Annotated in this window: 14 protein-coding genes; 5 read left to right on the top strand and 9 right to left on the bottom strand. The window is 64.0% G+C overall.

Annotated features, from left to right (window positions below; all coding sequences use genetic code 11):
* Positions 1–4: 4 nt before the first annotated feature.
* The 8 genes from AC5IJH_RS03560 to AC5IJH_RS03525 all read right to left on the bottom strand — a co-directional run bounded on the left by AC5IJH_RS03560 (position 5) and on the right by AC5IJH_RS03525 (position 5,805).
* The gene (locus tag AC5IJH_RS03560) at positions 5–745 is read right to left on the bottom strand and encodes an acyloxyacyl hydrolase (protein ID WP_491901420.1); all 741 of its coding nucleotides are present in this window, start codon (positions 743–745) and stop codon (positions 5–7) included.
* Between the two features lie 118 nt (positions 746–863).
* A complete protein-coding gene (locus AC5IJH_RS03555) occupies positions 864–1,610 on the bottom strand; it encodes a YebC/PmpR family DNA-binding transcriptional regulator (RefSeq protein WP_491901419.1) in 747 nt (248 codons plus the stop codon).
* A 119-nt stretch (positions 1,611–1,729) separates the two neighbouring features.
* On the bottom strand, positions 1,730–2,170 hold the full coding sequence (locus AC5IJH_RS03550; RefSeq protein WP_491901418.1) for a recombinase family protein: 441 nt from the start codon (positions 2,168–2,170) through the stop codon (positions 1,730–1,732).
* 132 nt (positions 2,171–2,302) lie between these two features.
* Positions 2,303–2,848 carry an AI-2E family transporter gene (locus AC5IJH_RS03545; RefSeq protein WP_491901417.1) on the bottom strand — a complete coding sequence of 182 codons (546 nt, stop codon included), beginning with the start codon at positions 2,846–2,848 and terminating at the stop codon, positions 2,303–2,305.
* Between the two features lie 108 nt (positions 2,849–2,956).
* Complete coding sequence (locus AC5IJH_RS03540) at positions 2,957–3,334, bottom strand: hypothetical protein (protein ID WP_491901416.1); 378 nt, start codon at positions 3,332–3,334, stop codon at positions 2,957–2,959.
* Entirely contained in the window at positions 3,334–4,140 is an 807-nt protein-coding gene (locus AC5IJH_RS03535) for a response regulator (RefSeq protein ID WP_491901415.1), read from the bottom strand. Before AC5IJH_RS03535 ends, AC5IJH_RS03540 begins: the two co-directional genes overlap by 1 nt.
* A 59-nt stretch (positions 4,141–4,199) precedes the next feature.
* Positions 4,200–5,240 (bottom strand): UDP-3-O-(3-hydroxymyristoyl)glucosamine N-acyltransferase, encoded by a 1,041-nt coding sequence (gene lpxD / locus AC5IJH_RS03530; RefSeq protein ID WP_491901414.1) that lies wholly within the window; start codon positions 5,238–5,240, stop codon positions 4,200–4,202.
* Positions 5,241–5,280: 40 nt separating this feature from the next.
* Positions 5,281–5,805 (bottom strand): DUF6982 domain-containing protein, encoded by a 525-nt coding sequence (locus AC5IJH_RS03525; protein WP_491901413.1) that lies wholly within the window; start codon positions 5,803–5,805, stop codon positions 5,281–5,283.
* 221 nt (positions 5,806–6,026) lie between these two features.
* On the opposite strand from AC5IJH_RS03525, the gene AC5IJH_RS03520 reads away from it, so the two are divergent.
* The gene (locus AC5IJH_RS03520) at positions 6,027–7,880 is read left to right on the top strand and encodes a tRNA nucleotidyltransferase/poly(A) polymerase family protein (protein WP_491901412.1); all 1,854 of its coding nucleotides are present in this window, start codon (positions 6,027–6,029) and stop codon (positions 7,878–7,880) included.
* A 64-nt stretch (positions 7,881–7,944) separates the two neighbouring features.
* Here the strand turns inward: AC5IJH_RS03520 and AC5IJH_RS03515 are convergent, their stop codons facing one another.
* The gene (locus AC5IJH_RS03515; RefSeq protein WP_491901411.1) at positions 7,945–8,913 is read right to left on the bottom strand and encodes a carbohydrate kinase family protein; all 969 of its coding nucleotides are present in this window, start codon (positions 8,911–8,913) and stop codon (positions 7,945–7,947) included.
* A 983-nt stretch (positions 8,914–9,896) separates the two neighbouring features.
* Between AC5IJH_RS03515 and dnaE the strand changes: the two genes are divergently transcribed.
* The 4 genes from dnaE to fliP all read left to right on the top strand — a co-directional run bounded on the left by dnaE (position 9,897) and on the right by fliP (position 15,394).
* Positions 9,897–13,451 (top strand): DNA polymerase III subunit alpha, encoded by a 3,555-nt coding sequence (gene dnaE, locus AC5IJH_RS03510; RefSeq protein WP_491901410.1) that lies wholly within the window; start codon positions 9,897–9,899, stop codon positions 13,449–13,451.
* Between the two features lie 370 nt (positions 13,452–13,821).
* On the top strand, positions 13,822–14,268 hold the full coding sequence (locus tag AC5IJH_RS03505; protein WP_491901409.1) for a FliM/FliN family flagellar motor switch protein: 447 nt from the start codon (positions 13,822–13,824) through the stop codon (positions 14,266–14,268).
* Positions 14,265–14,693, top strand: coding sequence for a flagellar biosynthetic protein FliO (locus tag AC5IJH_RS03500; protein ID WP_491901408.1), 429 nt, complete (start codon positions 14,265–14,267; stop codon positions 14,691–14,693). The genes AC5IJH_RS03505 and AC5IJH_RS03500 overlap by 4 nt, the downstream gene beginning before the upstream one ends.
* Positions 14,690–15,394 (top strand): flagellar type III secretion system pore protein FliP, encoded by a 705-nt coding sequence (gene fliP / locus AC5IJH_RS03495; protein ID WP_491901407.1) that lies wholly within the window; start codon positions 14,690–14,692, stop codon positions 15,392–15,394. Before AC5IJH_RS03500 ends, fliP begins: the two co-directional genes overlap by 4 nt.
* The last annotated feature ends 4 nt before the right edge of the window (positions 15,395–15,398 follow it).

Here is a 15,398-nt window from a genome sequence, read left to right as displayed (position 1 = left end):
CGCACTACTTCCACCAGCTGTAGCCGATCTGGAACTGCACGGTCGCGTTCACGCCCGGGTTGGCGTCGCCGAGCGAGGCGTTCGAGATGTGGACCGCGTTGGCGTTGAAGGTGAGCGAACGCCGCGGCGCGAGAAAGTATTGCACGCCGACGCCGAACTGCGGCGTGAAGTTCCAGACGCTGGTGCCCTGGTGGCCGGGCAGCGGAAAGGGGCCGACAGGCGGAAACTTGTGATTGGTCCAGATCAGCCCGCCCGCGCCCTGCACGAATGGCAGGATGCGTTTGGTGCCCTGCAGATCCCAGCGCAAGATGATCGGCGTCGTGCTGACGCCGTTGTAGGTGCCGCCGGTGCGATAGGGTCCCTGGATCGCGGCCACACCGGGGTTGCTGGTCGCGGTCAGGTTGTAGCGATTGAACGGGCTGGTGTAGCCCTGCCACCACGGCATCAGCTCCGCGCTGTACTCGAACTGCCCACGCAGGATGCTGGGCCCGATCGGATCGGTAAGAATCTTGCCGACGCGTCCACCTGCGTTCAGGAAGCGAAAGTCCGGCTTGTTGCGGGCGCTGAACCCGCCGTCGAAGAACACGCCGTAGTTCCACGCGCGGCGCGAGAGCACATCCTGCACCGGAGAGAGAGTCGCAGTCTGCGAGGTCGTGCTCGTGCGGCTGCTGGACTGAGCAGCCAGAGGCAGAGCGAGAGTGGAGGCCAGCGCGACGGCTAGCGGAAGTCGGCAGATTGTTTGCATGCGTCGTATCGGATGCGCGAGCGCGCCGGAGTTCTTCAATGAGACGTGAGCGAGCAGCGAAGGTGACAGAAAGAAGGCCGCCGGCAGCGGGCGGCCTTCGGTGTGCGGCAGCCGGTGGTTAGCCAGCGACTTCTTCCATCTGCTTCGCGTCCATGTCGAAGTTGGAGTAGACGTTCTGCACGTCGTCGTGATCTTCGAGCGCCTCGAGCAGGCGAATCATCTGGTTGGCCGGTGCGCCTTCGAGCTTGGTATAGGTGCTGGCGATCATGGTGATCTCAGCCATCGCAGTCTCGATCTTGGCCGCGCGAATGGCTTCGAGCACAGCGTTGAATGCGGCCGGGTCGGTCAGGATCTCCCAGGTGTCGCCTTCGTCATTCAGGTCGTCGCCGCCGTTCTCAAGCACCAGGTTCATGAGCTTGTCTTCGTCGGCGTTCTCCTTGGGCACGGCGATCAGGCCCTTCTTTGAGAACAGGAAGCGCACCGAACCTTCCGAGCCGAGATTGCCGCCGTTCTTCGCGAACGAGTGACGCACTTCGCTCACCGTACGGTTGCGATTGTCAGTCGAGGTCTCGACGATGACGGCGACGCCGCCCGGACCGTAGCCCTCGAAGGTGATCTCTTCGTAGAGCGCACCCGGCAGCTCGCCGGTGCCGCGCTGGATCGCGCGCTTGATGTTGTCCTGCGGCATGTTCTCGTTTTTCGCCGCGAGGATGGCGGTGCGCAGGCGCGGATTGCCATCGGGATCACCGCCGCCGCGAGCGGCCATGGTGATTTCCTTGATCAGACGGGTGAAGATCTTGCCGCGCTTGGCGTCCAGCGCGCCCTTCTTGTGCTTGATTGTGGCCCATTTGGAGTGGCCGGACATAGGACCTCTGCTGCGTGCGATGACTGGTCGGCAAGCCGCCATTGGTGATGCAGGCAGCGCGCCGGGACACCCGATTGTAGCACTCAGAACAGGATCTCTCAGCGTCGCCGCCAGCCTCGTCACACCATCTTTGCGAACTGCAGACGACGCTCTTCCCACTCCTTCGACGAGAACATGCGCGGGCCAACTTCGATCAGCCGCGGGATCATGTTGAACACGGCCACGCGCGACCAGGGGCGGCCCTCGCGGGTGCGGTAGCCCTTCTCGTTCAGATCGCCGACGATGCTTGAGTAAGAGAAGTCCTGCGCGAGCAGCTGCATCATCTGCAGGAGCACGAGGTTCTCTTGCGTATCGATCTCGAGCCGCTGCCCATCGTCAGAGATGCGTAGTCCGTATGGGATCTCGTCAGCGAACGCGCCAGCGCTCGGCGGCTCATCGCCCGGCAACTCGCGCCGCCAGTCCAGGGATACGAGTTGCCAGCCGCCTTGGCGTCGCTGCTCGATCACATCCTGCGGAAACGCACCGGTCACGACATCACGAACACGTTCATAGGACGGCATGGGAGGGTCCTTTCGCCGTATGGAAGAGCACGCGCGGTGCCACAAACGGACCGCCGAACACTGGCGACAGAACGACGGGAGTGTCCGGAAGCAAAAAGAGCTGTTCGCTTGCGGACAGCGCGGGACGGGAGGCTAGCGCTGCTTCGGCCGCCGAAAGGCGTAGAGGACGGCCAGCAGCGGGGGCGCCAGCAGCACACCCCAGAAGGGAACCACGATCCCGAGCGCAATCGGCACGAGAATCGATGCCCACACCGGCACACGGGTTGTGCGCTTCATCAGCCACGGCTGGAGCGCGAGCTGGTCGATGATGACGATGAGCGCGTACATGCCGAAAAGGAACCCGAGCCGGTAGAGATCACGACCCGTAAACAGAATGCTGAACACGGGGCCGATCAGCGCGATGACGCCGCCGACGTTGGGAACAAACGCCATCAGCCCGGCGACCAGAGCCCATGCGGGCGCGAGCGGCACGTGCAGGATTTCGAGCCCGATCAGCCAAAGGATCGCAACGCACAGTGCCTCGATCGACACCGCGCGCCACCAGCTAGCCAGTGCCGAGCCGGCTGTGCGCAGGTGCTGCGATGCAGGGGCGTGAGCGGCCCGGGTGGAGGGCGCAAGCCGCGCTGGAGCTTCGGGCAGGCGAGAGTCAGGCAGGCGAGGGTCGGGAGGCGTGCTCATCGAGTGCGGCACCTCCGATCCGGCGTGAGAGTCGCGCCCCAACAGCGCATGTGATAGCTGGCCAGGGCGGACAACGTTCTTCTCGCAGTGACGATTCTGATCGCGGTGCTAACGACCGGGCTGCGGCAGGCCCTGAAAAATGATGCCCTCATCTTCACCAATCGAGATGATCAGCGTGGCGCGCATCTGGTCGTTCAGCACCGGGCCGGTCGCGGTGTGGTTCTTGCCACCGGCATCGTTGAAGCTGATCTTGAGCGGGCCGGAGCCGATCAGCTTCGGCGTGTAGCTGTAGGTGCCACCGGAGGGCATGTAGTCCCGGCCAAAGCTGGCGTTTGGGTAGTCGACCTCCATCTGATGGATGTCGCCGCCCTGGTTATGCACGGTGATCTGAAAGGGAGCCGTGGGTGCGCCCGGGTCGGGGCGCGCATGACAGCCGGCGGCCAGCAGCGGCAGCACGGAAAGGGAGAGCAGGAGGGGTTGCCGCATCAGAGCGTGGTCTTCCGTTCAAGGATGCGCGCCGTCAGCACGACACCGGTCTGGTTGTTGTGCAGCTTGATGGGGAAGGCGAGCACATTCCACACCCAGCCCTCGCCCTTGCGCGGCAGGTTCAGCAGTCCGCGGTAGGTGCGGTCGATATAGGTCTCGCGATCGACGGCGACCGTGTGCAGGATGTCGCGCCAGTCGGTGGCCAGCTCGGGCATCTCGACAAACATGTTCTTGCCGGGGAACCAGTCGCGCGGCTGCTCCAGCAGGCGTGCGCATGTCTCGTTCACGTACTGCCAGTTGCCGTTCGCGTCGAGGATCTCGAGCACGATGTCATCGCCCATCGCCATGTTGATCCGCGAGTAGAAGAAGTCGCGCGCGTCGACGACGACCGGCTTGCCACGGCGCTTGGCTTCAAACGATCGCAGCGCGGTGACGAGATCGTCGATCGAGCTGTAGCCCTTGAGCAGGTGCATGTCCTCGACCCCGCCGAAGCGACGCTCGAGGGTGGCCGACAGAATGATGATCGGGACTTCGGGCCGGCGTTCGCGCAGCTCGGCGGCCACGTCGGTGCCGAAGCGGCCTGCGCCGAGGTGGTAGTCGAGGACAGCGATGTCGATGTTGTCCAACAGTTGCTGCGCGGCCTCGACGGAGTCAGCCGTCTCCGCGACGTAGCCGTGCTTACGCAAAATGGTCGAGCGCAGGAGCAGGTTCTCCGGGTGATCATCCAGCAGCAGTACGCGGACAGGAGCTTCCTGCACAGCCTCGGCCACACCCCCAGCAGGTCTGATCTCTTCGATGTCGGACATTGACAGAATCTGATGCGCGGATGCACGCGAGCGCTGCCGTGCTTCCTCGCTCCTCTCTTTTATTTCTGCGGATTGCTATCTTCCCGATCGCTCTGCGGATCACGGGACCCGGGGACACTGCGCATGCGACGAACAAGATCCGGCAGGCGAAGGAAGGCAGCCGACGCACGCAGCCACTGGCGATTGTCGATCGCCGGATAGCCACTGACGACCTTACCTGCAGCGACGTCGTTCGGGATACCCGATTGTGCCGTCGCGATGACACCATCACCGATTCGGCAATGTCCGGCGACGCCAACCTGTCCAGCGAGAATCACGTTGCGGCCGATCTCGGTCGATCCGGCAAGCCCGACCTGCGAACACAGGAGCGTGTTCTCGCCCACGCTCGAGCCGTGACCGACCTGAACCAGGTTGTCGATCTTCGCGCCATCCGCGATCACGGTCGCACCGACGCTGGCGCGGTCGATGCAGGCATTGGCCTGGATCTCGACATCGCTGCCGATGCGCACTGGCCCGGACTGTGGGATCTTGTGCCAGCCGCCGTCTTCGCGCTTGGCGAAGCCGAAGCCATCGCCACCGACCACGACGCCATTGCCGAGGATGACGCGGTCACCCAGCACGCAGTGCTCGCGAACGATAGAGTGCGCATGCGCAAACAGTGCGCTGCCGGCCTGCACCCCGCGGTAGAGCACGACGTGGGGCAGCAGCACAGAGCCATCGCCAAGCACGACGTCTTCGCCCACGACGACATACGCCCCGATGTGCGCGTCTCGTCCGATGCGTGCCGTGGGGTCGATGACCGCCGTGGGGTGAATGCCGGGCGCGTACGTCGGCATGGGGTGAAATAGCTCCAGTGCGCGGGCAAACGCGAGGTAGGGGTTCTTGAGCCGCAGCGTGGCAGCTGGAATGTCGGAGAAGTCCGGCTCGACCAGAACGGCGCTGGCGCGGGTGGTGTGAGCGAGCGGGGCATACCGGGGGTTCGAAAGAAAGGTGAGCTCGCCGGGGCCGGCGTCCTCGATGCCGGCGACACCGCGAATCTCGAGCTCGCCGTCCCCGTGAAGCGTGGCCCCGAGGCGGTCGGCCAGGTCGCTAAGTCTCATGCTTGGCATGGTAATCGCCGCGTCGAAAGCGCCGGCCGGCTCAGACCGCCTTGGGATTGGCAGCGGAGAAGAGGTCGCCCTGGCCGGCGCGGCGATCGGGAGCGACGGCTGGTGGCTTGCGTTGCGCGGTGGCGGTGCCGACGACGGCAATCACGGTGAACTCGCGCACGCTGGAGCGCGGAATGAACAGACGCTGCGTGTTGGAGCGGGTATCCGGCGGGGTCAGCAGTAACCCATTCGGGTCCAGCAGGGTGGCATCGTTGGCGGCCACGCCTTCAAGTTCGCTGTTGTCGGTCAGGGTCAGTCGTAGCCACAGCCCAGCCAGTCGGGGACGGGATGCAAAGGTGGTGCGCAGCAGGCGTTCGGGGTTGGCAGGCTCGCCAGAGTTGAAGTCGCGCACAAAGCAGATCCAGCGAAGTGACTGAAGAACAATGGTTTGTCGCCTGGCGGAGAGGTCCAGCAGTTCGACGGCACCGGCACGTACAAAGTCGCCTGCAGGCAGGTAGCCGGCCAGCCAGGAGCCGTCCTGCATGCGAAGGATCGCCTTTTTCTGTGTGCCGCCCATGAGTGGATCCGCGCTCTGCCGGGTAGAGGAGCGCCCGGGCCTGCGGATTGTCGCATATCTGATGCGTGGCTGCAGCACAAAGTGTGCAGAACGGTAGCCAAGAATGTCACATTATGCTAACGTTAGGCGGTGAGATTCTGCATGTTATCGTGCTAACCCTCACAGAACGATATAGATAGAGCCAGCCACGCGACGGCTGCAAGGGGCGGCTGACAAACCCGATGCCCGACTACGTTTACCTGCTGGAGCGCCGCCTGTCTCCGGCGCAGCGCAATGCGCTGACTGCGGTTCGCGATACTGCCCGTAGTGAGGGGATGACCAGCTTCCTGACCGGCGGCGCGGTGCGTGACCTGACCAGCGGCCACCCCGTCCGCGATCTGGATGTGACGGTTCAGGGAAATGCCCTCGACCTCCAGAAACCACTCGAAGCCGCCGGATTCCTGCTGTGGGGCTCGCACCCCGCCTCGCAGACCATATTTCTGCGCCATGCGGGCGGTGTCCGGCTGGAGATCGCGTCGGCTCGCAAGGAGACGTTTCCCAAGCCTGCCCACCCGGTCTATGAGTGGACCAGCATCCTTGAAGACCTGCGTCGGCGCGATTTCACCGTCAATGCGATGGCAATTTCGCTGAACGAGGGCTCGTTCGGTCTGCTGATGGACCCGACCAACGGCGTCGCCGACATCGAGATGCGGAGCCTGCGGCTGGTCAGCAACTACGGATTTCTCGAAGATCCCATCCGACTCTTCCGTGCCGCTCGACTGAGCGCCCGCCTGGGCTGGCAGATGGATGAGCGCACCAAGCAGCGCTTCGACAATGCGCGCGAAGAGGGCGTCTTCAAGCTGATCAGCGCGTTTCAGCGCGGCTATGAGCTGGAAGAGATCGGGCATGAGGAATCACCGCTCGACATGCTCCGGACGCTCGAAGAGCAGGGCTGGCTGGCAGAGCTGTTCCCAGCCTGGAGCGCCAACACCGCGGACGCGCAGGGCATGGCGCAGCTTCATGAGCTGCAGACCCGCCTCCAGATGGAAGGGATTTACCCGGATAGCTCCGCCGCCGCGATGGAGCTGTTGACCGCGCGCATGGAGCCGAAGGACGTTGCCGCGTTGAAGAAGCTGTTTGTGCGGCCCGGCTTTGTGAAGGAGTGGGAGCGTCTGGGCAAGGAGGCCGAGGCGTTTGCTGCCCGGCTGACCCATAAGGATGCGAGCGCACCGTCGGCTTCGTGGAAGCTGCTGACGCGCTCCGCCGCCGAGCCGGTGCTGTGGCTGGGGCTGACCGGTCGCAATGCCGCGATCCAGAGCAAGTACAAGAACCTGTTCGAAGTGTGGCCGGAGGCGCGGCAGAAGGTTCCGACCGCCCTGATGCTCGAGATGCGCATCACGCCGGAGCTCGAGCGCTATCCCGAGCTGCTCGAAGAGCTGTTCTTTCAGACCATCGATAACAAGTTGAACGACGAGGCCGCGCTGCGCGCGTTCCTCGAGCCGTACTCGCCGCCCGCGCCACCGCCTCCGGTCAACCTGCGCAAGCCGCGCGCGGCGAAGAAGAAGTCTTCGAAGAAGGAAGACTCACCCAAGAAGAAGGACGAAGCAGCCAAGGCGGCCAAAAGCCCGGAGGCTGCGCCGGCTGCTGCGACGGCTCCCGTTCCGCCCACTGCGCCAGCGAAGGGGAAACCTGCCGCGAAGCCCGAGCTGAAGCCGGCGGCAGCGCCTGCCAAGGCTGCTCCCGCTCCGGCCAAGGCCGTTTCTGCCGCAGTGAAGGCCGCTGTGGCACCAACCAAAGCTGCTCCGGCGAAGGTGGTGCTTGCTGCGAAAGCTGCCCCTGCCAAGCCAGCCAGCAAGGTCAATGCCAAGCCAGTGCCGGCGAAGAAGCCTGCCGCGCCCGCGAAGAAGGCAGTCAAGGCCGCTCCAGCGAAGCTTGCCAAGCCTGCGCCGAAGAAGGCAGCGCCCGCGAAGAAAGCAGCGAAGCCCGCTCCGAAGCCGGTGAAGAAGGCTGCGAAGCCACCGGCCAAGAAGGTGGCTCCGGCAAAGAAGCCGGCTGCGAAGAAGCCGGCCAAGAAGGCTCCAGCGAAGCGCCGGTAGACGAAGTCGATTTTGCAAGCGGAAGAGGCGAGCCGATGGCTCGCCTCTTCTTGTATGCAGGGCCTTACCTTGAAGGCGCGACTCGGTCGAGGCTGGCGAGCACGTCCGACGCCGCGGCATAGCGCCGTGTCTCGGCGATCACGCACTCCACTCCGGCAAGCGGCCCGATGCCGCCGCGGGCACCCTCGGCCGTGCAGTTGAGCGCCGCAGCAGCGCACGCGAAGTCGAGCTGGCGGGCGAGCGGCCAACCTGCGAGCAGGCCATAGATGAATCCGGCGTGGAAGATGTCACCCGCGCCCGTCGTGTCGACGGCAGGAACGCAGTAGGCGGCCGCATGGTGAAAGCGCTCGCCGTCCCACGCGAGCACGCCGTCCGCACCAAGCGTGGCCGCAGTCAGGCGGCAGCCGTAGCGGCGGCCCAGGGCGCGGAGCGCATCGGGGAGCGAGGACTCGCCGGTGAGCCGGGCGGGGAAGTCGCGGCTGACGATCAGGTAGTCGACGTTCTCGACCAGCGCGTCGACCTCCGGATAGGTCTCGTCGAGGTCGGCGATCACCGGGACGCCGGCCGCACGCGCCCAGCGTGCAGATTGTGTCGCAGCCGCGGTGTCATGTCCATCGACGTGCAGCGCACGCGCGTTCTCGATCCACTCGCGGCGCAGCTCAGTGGGGTCGAGCGTCAGCCGCTCCTCGCGCCGGCAGAGCACGGTTCGCTCACCTTGCGGGTCGACCAGGATAAGCGAGCGGGCGCTTGCCGCATCGGGCACGCGCACCAGGTGCGACTCGACGCCGAGCTGCGCAAAGGCTTCGGCATGCAGCGTGGCCGCGTGATCGTCGCCCAGCTTGCCGATGTAGCGCGTGGAGAGGCCCCAGGTCTGGCAGGCGACGACCGTAGTGGCCACCTGGCCGCCAAGCAGCACGGTCTCGTGTTCGTATTCGAGTTTTGCGCCACGCTGCGGAAACTCACGCACGTGGATGAGAGTGTCGGTCGCGTTCAGCCCCACGCCGACGAGGTCGACCGAGGGCGACAGCGTCATGGGGATGATTGTAAGCGGGCGCGGGCGCCCTCTGTCGGTTCGCCGAATGGCGTGCGTCGAGGTGCTGACCTGTATGCTCCTGGGTGAGTATCCTGAACCAGAGGCTCTCGCGAGGCTGCGTCCGACAAGTGCACAAAAGCGTGGGGAGTCGATGGGCAGAACTGACCCAGCATGGCACGCGGGCGAATCGCAAAAGACGCGATGCTCAAACTACGCAAGTTCGCCTCTCGCCCCGTCTCTTCACCCCTGCGTCTTGCTTTGTTTTGCTTCGTCGGCATGGGATTCACCGTCCTTAGCGGCGCGGGCTGCCGCAAACAACCGCCCCGCAATCAGCGCGGAAAGGCTCCGCTTCTCAGCGATTCAATCTCGAACCTTACAGTCACGTTGCCAACACAGAGATTCCAACGAGGCGCGCCGGTGACGCTTCGCGTCCGACTGCAATACACGCTGCAGTCATACGATGAGGGGTTCGTATCGGTTCGCCTCAACCAGTTCAGGAGTACAGACTCCTGCTTGTCCAGAGCTGGGGAAGACTTCCTGGTTCTGAATGGAAGCGGGAAGGATGAAGTACTGATTCCGATCGAGAGGGGCACGCACACGCTGGATGCCACCGTCGTGTGGCCCGGAGATACCGGACAGGGTGCGCGAGCAGAGGTCTACGGCTCGGGTACGGTGTCGCTGGAGGCGTCCTTATGGTCGAAGGAGCCACAACACCGGTTCCTTACCAGGTACTTCAGCACGGAGTTCTGCCAACGCTTTTAGCTTCTGCTTGCTGCCAGGCGGTTTACACCATCCGAGGCCTAACGTTGCAGAGACAAGGCTTGCTACAGGTGGGCGCGCTGCGGATCCACCCTGAAAGCGAGCCCGATGGCGGCCCGCGATTGAGCGCATGTTTTGCCCCTGATTTCCTCACAATCGTCCGGTCGCGCACAGGCTCCCGCGCTGTCAATGGGCATGCACCCGCCTAGAATTGAAGCAGGGCTATGGCTGAATTCACCCATCTTCATCTGCACACGGACTACTCCCTGCTCGACGGCGCCTGTGACGTTGAGAAGCTGGTTGCGCACGTCGATTCGATTGGCCAAAAGGCTGTCGCGATCACGGATCACGGCAACATCTACGGCGCAGTGCACTTCTTCGACGCGGCGAAGGCCAAGGGCATCCAGCCTATCCTCGGCTGCGAACTATACGTCTGCAAAAAAGAAGACCATCGCGCCGATCCGCAGGGCGATGACTACAACCACCTGCTGGTGCTGGCGGAGAACGAAGAGGGCTATCGCAACCTGGTCCGGATCACGTCCGAGGCCTCGCTGCATGGCTTCTACCGCAAGCCGCGCATCTCGAAGCGCTTTCTCGCGGAGCACGCGAAGGGGCTGATCGGCTTCTCCGGCTGCCTGGCGGGGGAGTTCTGCGAGAACCTGATGGCGGGCAAGTACGAGGCGGCGCGCGCCACAGCCGCCGGCTACCAGGACATCTTCGGCAAGGGCAACTTCTTCCTCGAGATCCAGGACCAGGGGCTCGAGCTCGAGAAAAAGATCCACGCGGATATGTTTCGCCTGGAAAAAGAGCTGGGCATCCCGCTGGTCGCGACCAACGACAGCCACTACCTGTGCGAGGACGATCACCACGCGCACGAGGTGCTTCTGTGCGTGCAGACGGCCGGATCGATCCACGATCCGAAGCGCTTCAAGTTCGACTCCGACCAGTTCTATGTGAAGTCGGCCGCAGAGATGGAGCGCCTGTTCTCGCATGCGCCCGAGGTTGTGCGGCGCACGATGGAGTTCCCGGAGCGCTGCCACCTGAAGCTGAACAAGGTGGACAACCCGTTTCCGGAGTTTGCGGTGCCGCCGGGCCACACGATCGATTCGTACTTCGAGGAGGTGTGCCGCGCCGGCTTTGAGAAGCGGCTGCAGACCTCGATCCAGCACCTGAAGGATCGCGGCCTGCTGCGCAAGTCCGAGTCGGATTACCGCGAGCGGCTGGAGCGGGAGCTTGAATGCATCAAGCAGATGAAGTTCCCCGGCTACTTCCTGATCGTGTGGGACTTCATTCGCTACGCCAAGGAGCACGATATCCCGGTGGGACCGGGGCGTGGCTCGGCGGCCGGGTCGCTGGTCGCCTACGTGATGGAGATCACGGACATTGATCCGCTGCAGAATGAGCTGCTGTTTGAGCGCTTCCTGAACCCGGAGCGCGTGTCGATGCCGGATATCGATATCGACTTCTGCATGAACCGGCGCGGCGAGGTGATCGATTACGTCACGCGCAAGTACGGCCGCGAGCAGGTCGCGCAGATCATCACGTTCAACACCATGGCGGCGAAGGCGGCGATCAAGGACGTGGGTCGCGCGCTCGATATGCCGTATGGCGATGTGGACCGCATTGCCAAGCTGATACCCGCGACCATCGGCATCACGATTGAGCAGGCGCTGAAAGATTCTGTGCAACTGCAGACCGCCTACGATGCCGAGCCGCTGGTGAAGGAACTGGTCGACACGGCACGCAAGCTGGAAGGACTGGTGCGCGGTGCGGGTGTGCACGCCGCCGGCGTGGTGATTGCGCCGAAGCCGCTGACCGAGCTGGTGCCGGTGAGCCGGTCGAAGAACGACGAGATCGTCACCGCGTATGACATGAAAGCGGTCGAGAAGATGGGCCTGCTCAAGATGGACTTTCTTGGGCTGACCACGCTGACCGTGATCGATGATTGCTTGAAGCTGATCCGCCGCAACCAGGGCGGTGAAGTCAACATGGCGACGGTGCCGCTTGATGACCAGCGCACGTACGAGCATGTTTTCCATAAGGCGCTGACGTCCGGCGTATTCCAATTCGAATCGGGCGGCATGCGCGATGTGCTGCGCCGCTATAAACCCACGACGGTCGAAGACCTGACCGCACTGAACGCGCTGTACCGTCCGGGACCGATCCAGGGCGGCATGATCGACGACTTTATCGAGCGCAAGTGGGGCCGGCGCAAGGTGGAGTACGAACTGCCCGAGCTCGAGATGCTGCTGAAGGAGACGCTGGGCGTCATCGTCTACCAGGAGCAGGTGATGCAGATCGCGAACGTGCTGGCCGGCTACTCGCTCGGCGAAGCGGACCTGCTGCGTCGCGCGATGGGCAAGAAGAATCCGGTAGAGATGGCAAAGCAGCGCGAGCGCTTCCTGACCGGTGCGGCAGAGCGCAAGCGCCCGAAGGACAAGGCGACGCGCATCTTCGACCTGATGGAGCAGTTTGCGGGCTACGGCTTCAACAAATCGCACTCCGCCGCGTACGCACTGCTGGCCTACCACACGGCTTATTTGAAGACGCACTACCCGGTCGAGTTCATGGCGGCGCTGCTGACGAGCGAAATCTCCAAGCCGGAGAACGTGGTCAAGTACATCAGCGAATGCCGAGAGATGGAGATCTCGGTCGAGCCGCCGAATGCGCTCGTCTCCGATGCTGACTTTACACCGGACGGCAAGGTGATCCGCTTCGGTCTGACCGCGATCAAAAACGTGGGCCGCAATGCGATCGACTCGATTCTGACCGCGCGCGCGAAGCTCCTTGAGGAGAAGCAGCGCGGCTTCGAGTCGCTGTGGGAGTTCTGCGAGGTGGTCGATCTGCGCCTGCTGAACAAGCGCGTCATCGAATCGCTGATCAAGGCGGGTGCGCTCGATAGCTTCGGCTCGCGCGGGCCACTAATGGCGGCCGTCGACAAAGCGATGGAGCGAGCGCAGAAGTCGCAGCGGGACCTTGCGGCTGGCCAGTCCGGCCTGTTCGCCGGACTGGGAGCGATCTTTGACGATGCGACCGCGAATGGTGCTTCATCGAACGGCAACGGCGCGCACGCGATCGATCCGCTGCCCAATGTGCCCGAGTGGGATGAGAACCAGCGTCTGCAGTCCGAGAAGGAGGTGCTTGGCTTCTTCGTCTCCGGCCACCCGCTCGACAAGTACGCGGACAAGATCAAGAACGTGAAGGCCCTGAGCACTGCGGATGCGCTTGAGATGAAGCCGTCGCCGCCGCCCACTCGCCGCGGGCAACAGCCGGAGAACGAGATTGCTGTCGCTGGCGTGATCGTCGGGCTGAAGGTGGCCAAGTCGAAGCGCTCGGGCGAACTGTATGCGCAGGCTGCGCTCGAAGACCAGATGGGCAAGATCGACCTGATCTGCTTCCCCAAGGACTACCCGAAGCTCGCAGAGGCACTGAAGATTGATGTCCCGGTGGTGGTGCGCGGGCAGTTGCGTGCAGAAGAAGACGCCGCGCCCAAGCTGGCGGTGTCGTCAATCACGGCGCTCGAAGATGTGAGGGTACGTTTTCCGCAGAACGTGCGCATCAAGGTGACGTTAGAGCGCGCGAACGAGCAGACCCTGCTCTCGCTGCACTCGATGATTCAAAGCGCTCCCGGTCCGGGCAAGCTGATGATCAACCTGGAGCAACGGGGTGAGTTCGTAGTCATGCTTGAGCCGGCGGGCTTGTCGGTCGGGGCCGACCGGGTCTTCATCGAGCGGGCCGAGGAGCTGCTCGGCCGCGGCGCCGTCCAGGCGATCGACTAACGCGATCTGCTGGCTCAAGTCCTTGGGCACTCCTGCCGATCTAATGTGTGACGGGAGCTGTGACACAAGGTCGCCACGTATGGTCGCCAGGGGTGGTCGCCGGGATCGCGCATTCCCCAGTCTGCTGACCCGATAGTTAGCGGTCGCCGGGTTTCTTGCGGTCCTCTAAGAATCGATTCCACACCGCTGGCCCATCCGGCGATGGTTTGAGATTGTGTGGCTCTCCTCGCCCGGGTTGAGGGCCGGCAGAGCCAGTGTTTGTGCACCCCTGCTGCACTTGGCTGCACTCTCACAGCCTTCTAAGGAGACGGCGCCACAACGTGGCTGCCGGCGTGCACCTGTCCCGGGCATGGACACACATCCACAAGCCATGGAAGCACCGGAGCCAGCGAGTGCCCTCGGCGCCGCTCCGCAGGTGCAGCCTCCGCTGCTCGAGCCCCCGCTGAAAGAGATGGCACCGCCGGTCGAGCCGGAGTGCACCGAGCTCGCGCCTGTCCCGGCGAACTCAACGGATATCGAAGAAGGCGAGTTCGAGGAGCGGACGCTGGCCGAGCGCACGGTCGTGCTGCCCGATCACTTGAAGCAGATCCCCTTCCGCGTGGAACTCCGCGTGCCGCTGGTCCGCTTCACCCTGCGCGACCTGCAGGACCTGGACACGGGCGCGCTGCTGATGACCGAGCACCTCTCGGTGCGCGACCTGGTGCTGACCGCCGCTGGTGAGCGGCTGCTGCTGGTCGAGCTTGAGTCCGTCGAGCAGCAGCTCACTGCGCGCGTAAAGCGCCTGGCCTGGCGGCACAAGTGGCGGAGGAAAGCATGACCGCCCTGCACGCCTGGTTTGCCCGTCCGGTCGCGACCGTGCACATTGACGCGACCCTGCCGTGGAATGCGCGCTCGTCACAGACGAGTGCGGCTCCGAAGCCGTCCATGCCGCCGTTTTGGGCCAATGTGCTCGAGTCCATGCGGCAGCCTAAACAGAGCGTGCTCGCAAGAGGACTGCTCGGTCGGCTGTTCGCCGGTAGGCGCGCGACCAAGGGCGCTCGCGTTGCGGTGCTCGACCGTGTGTCTCTCGGACAGAAGAGTTCATTGCTGCTGGTCGATGTCGCCGGCAGCCGCATGGTGGTGGGCGTTGGGGCGGACGGAACGCCCAGCATCACGCCGCTTCGTCGGCCGGTGCAATCTGCGGGCCGCAACAGTGCTCGTCCGCGCACAGCGGCTCGGTTGCGGGCACGGGGGCGGGCATGACCGCGACCACCTCGCTTGCCATGTGGGTGATCAGCCCGGAGGGGCAGCGCACCCTTGAAGCACTGAAGGGCAACAACAACTCCGTCCCGTGGACGATCGTCTTCACCCTGACGATGCTGACGCTGGTGCCGGCCATCGTGCTTTCGATCACGCCGATGGTGCGGCTGCTGGTGGTCTTCCACTTCCTGCGCCAGGCGCTTGGGACGCAGACCGCACCGGGCAACCAGACGCTGATGGGGCTGGGGCTGATGATGACCTGGTTTCTGATGCAGCCGGTGATGGTGGCTGTGAATCAGCAGGCAATCCAGCCCTTCCAGCAGGGCCAGATCTCCGGCTGGGAGGCAATCGAGCGGGGCACCGTCCCCCCAAAGCAGTTCATGCTGCGCTTCGCACGTGAGAAGGACCTGGCTCTGTTCGTGAACGCGGGCGCAGTCGCTCGTCCGAAGACGCCTGCGGACCTCCCCCTGCGCGTCGTCGTGCCGGCCTACATGTTGTCGGAGCTGAAATCCGGATTTCAGATCGGCGCCGTCCTCTTCCTCCCCTTCCTGCTGGTCGATCTTGTCGTCGCTTCGGTGACGACCTCTATCGGCATGATGCAGCTCCCACCTGTCACGATCTCGACCCCGCTCAAGATCCTGCTGTTCGTCATGGTGGACGGCTGGAACCTGCTCGCCGGATCACTGCTGAAGAGCTTCTCGTAACCAA

Origin of the sequence: Candidatus Dedyshia acidiphila (assembly GCF_051025295.1) — a bacterium.
Taxonomy (GTDB): domain Bacteria; phylum Acidobacteriota; class Terriglobia; order Terriglobales; family Acidobacteriaceae; genus KBS-83.
This window is presented reverse-complemented; position numbering and strand designations above follow the sequence as displayed.

What these genes read in the sequence shown, in the direction of transcription:
- AC5IJH_RS03515 (WP_491901411.1), bottom strand. Translation starts at nt 8,913, where the DNA reads ATGACGCTGTCGCCCTCGGTCGACCTCGTCGGCGTGGGGCTGAACGCG.
- AC5IJH_RS03555 (WP_491901419.1), bottom strand. Translation starts at nt 1,610, where the DNA reads ATGTCCGGCCACTCCAAATGGGCCACAATCAAGCACAAGAAGGGCGCG.
- AC5IJH_RS03545 (WP_491901417.1), bottom strand. Translation starts at nt 2,848, where the DNA reads ATGAGCACGCCTCCCGACCCTCGCCTGCCTGACTCTCGCCTGCCCGAA.
- AC5IJH_RS03505 (WP_491901409.1), top strand. Translation starts at nt 13,822, where the DNA reads ATGGAAGCACCGGAGCCAGCGAGTGCCCTCGGCGCCGCTCCGCAGGTG.
- AC5IJH_RS03540 (WP_491901416.1), bottom strand. Translation starts at nt 3,334, where the DNA reads ATGCGGCAACCCCTCCTGCTCTCCCTTTCCGTGCTGCCGCTGCTGGCC.
- fliP (WP_491901407.1), top strand. Translation starts at nt 14,690, where the DNA reads ATGACCGCGACCACCTCGCTTGCCATGTGGGTGATCAGCCCGGAGGGG.
- AC5IJH_RS03520 (WP_491901412.1), top strand. Translation starts at nt 6,027, where the DNA reads ATGCCCGACTACGTTTACCTGCTGGAGCGCCGCCTGTCTCCGGCGCAG.
- lpxD (WP_491901414.1), bottom strand. Translation starts at nt 5,240, where the DNA reads ATGAGACTTAGCGACCTGGCCGACCGCCTCGGGGCCACGCTTCACGGG.
- AC5IJH_RS03525 (WP_491901413.1), bottom strand. Translation starts at nt 5,805, where the DNA reads ATGGGCGGCACACAGAAAAAGGCGATCCTTCGCATGCAGGACGGCTCC.
- AC5IJH_RS03550 (WP_491901418.1), bottom strand. Translation starts at nt 2,170, where the DNA reads ATGCCGTCCTATGAACGTGTTCGTGATGTCGTGACCGGTGCGTTTCCG.
- AC5IJH_RS03560 (WP_491901420.1), bottom strand. Translation starts at nt 745, where the DNA reads ATGCAAACAATCTGCCGACTTCCGCTAGCCGTCGCGCTGGCCTCCACT.
- AC5IJH_RS03500 (WP_491901408.1), top strand. Translation starts at nt 14,265, where the DNA reads ATGACCGCCCTGCACGCCTGGTTTGCCCGTCCGGTCGCGACCGTGCAC.
- dnaE (WP_491901410.1), top strand. Translation starts at nt 9,897, where the DNA reads ATGGCTGAATTCACCCATCTTCATCTGCACACGGACTACTCCCTGCTC.
- AC5IJH_RS03535 (WP_491901415.1), bottom strand. Translation starts at nt 4,140, where the DNA reads ATGTCCGACATCGAAGAGATCAGACCTGCTGGGGGTGTGGCCGAGGCT.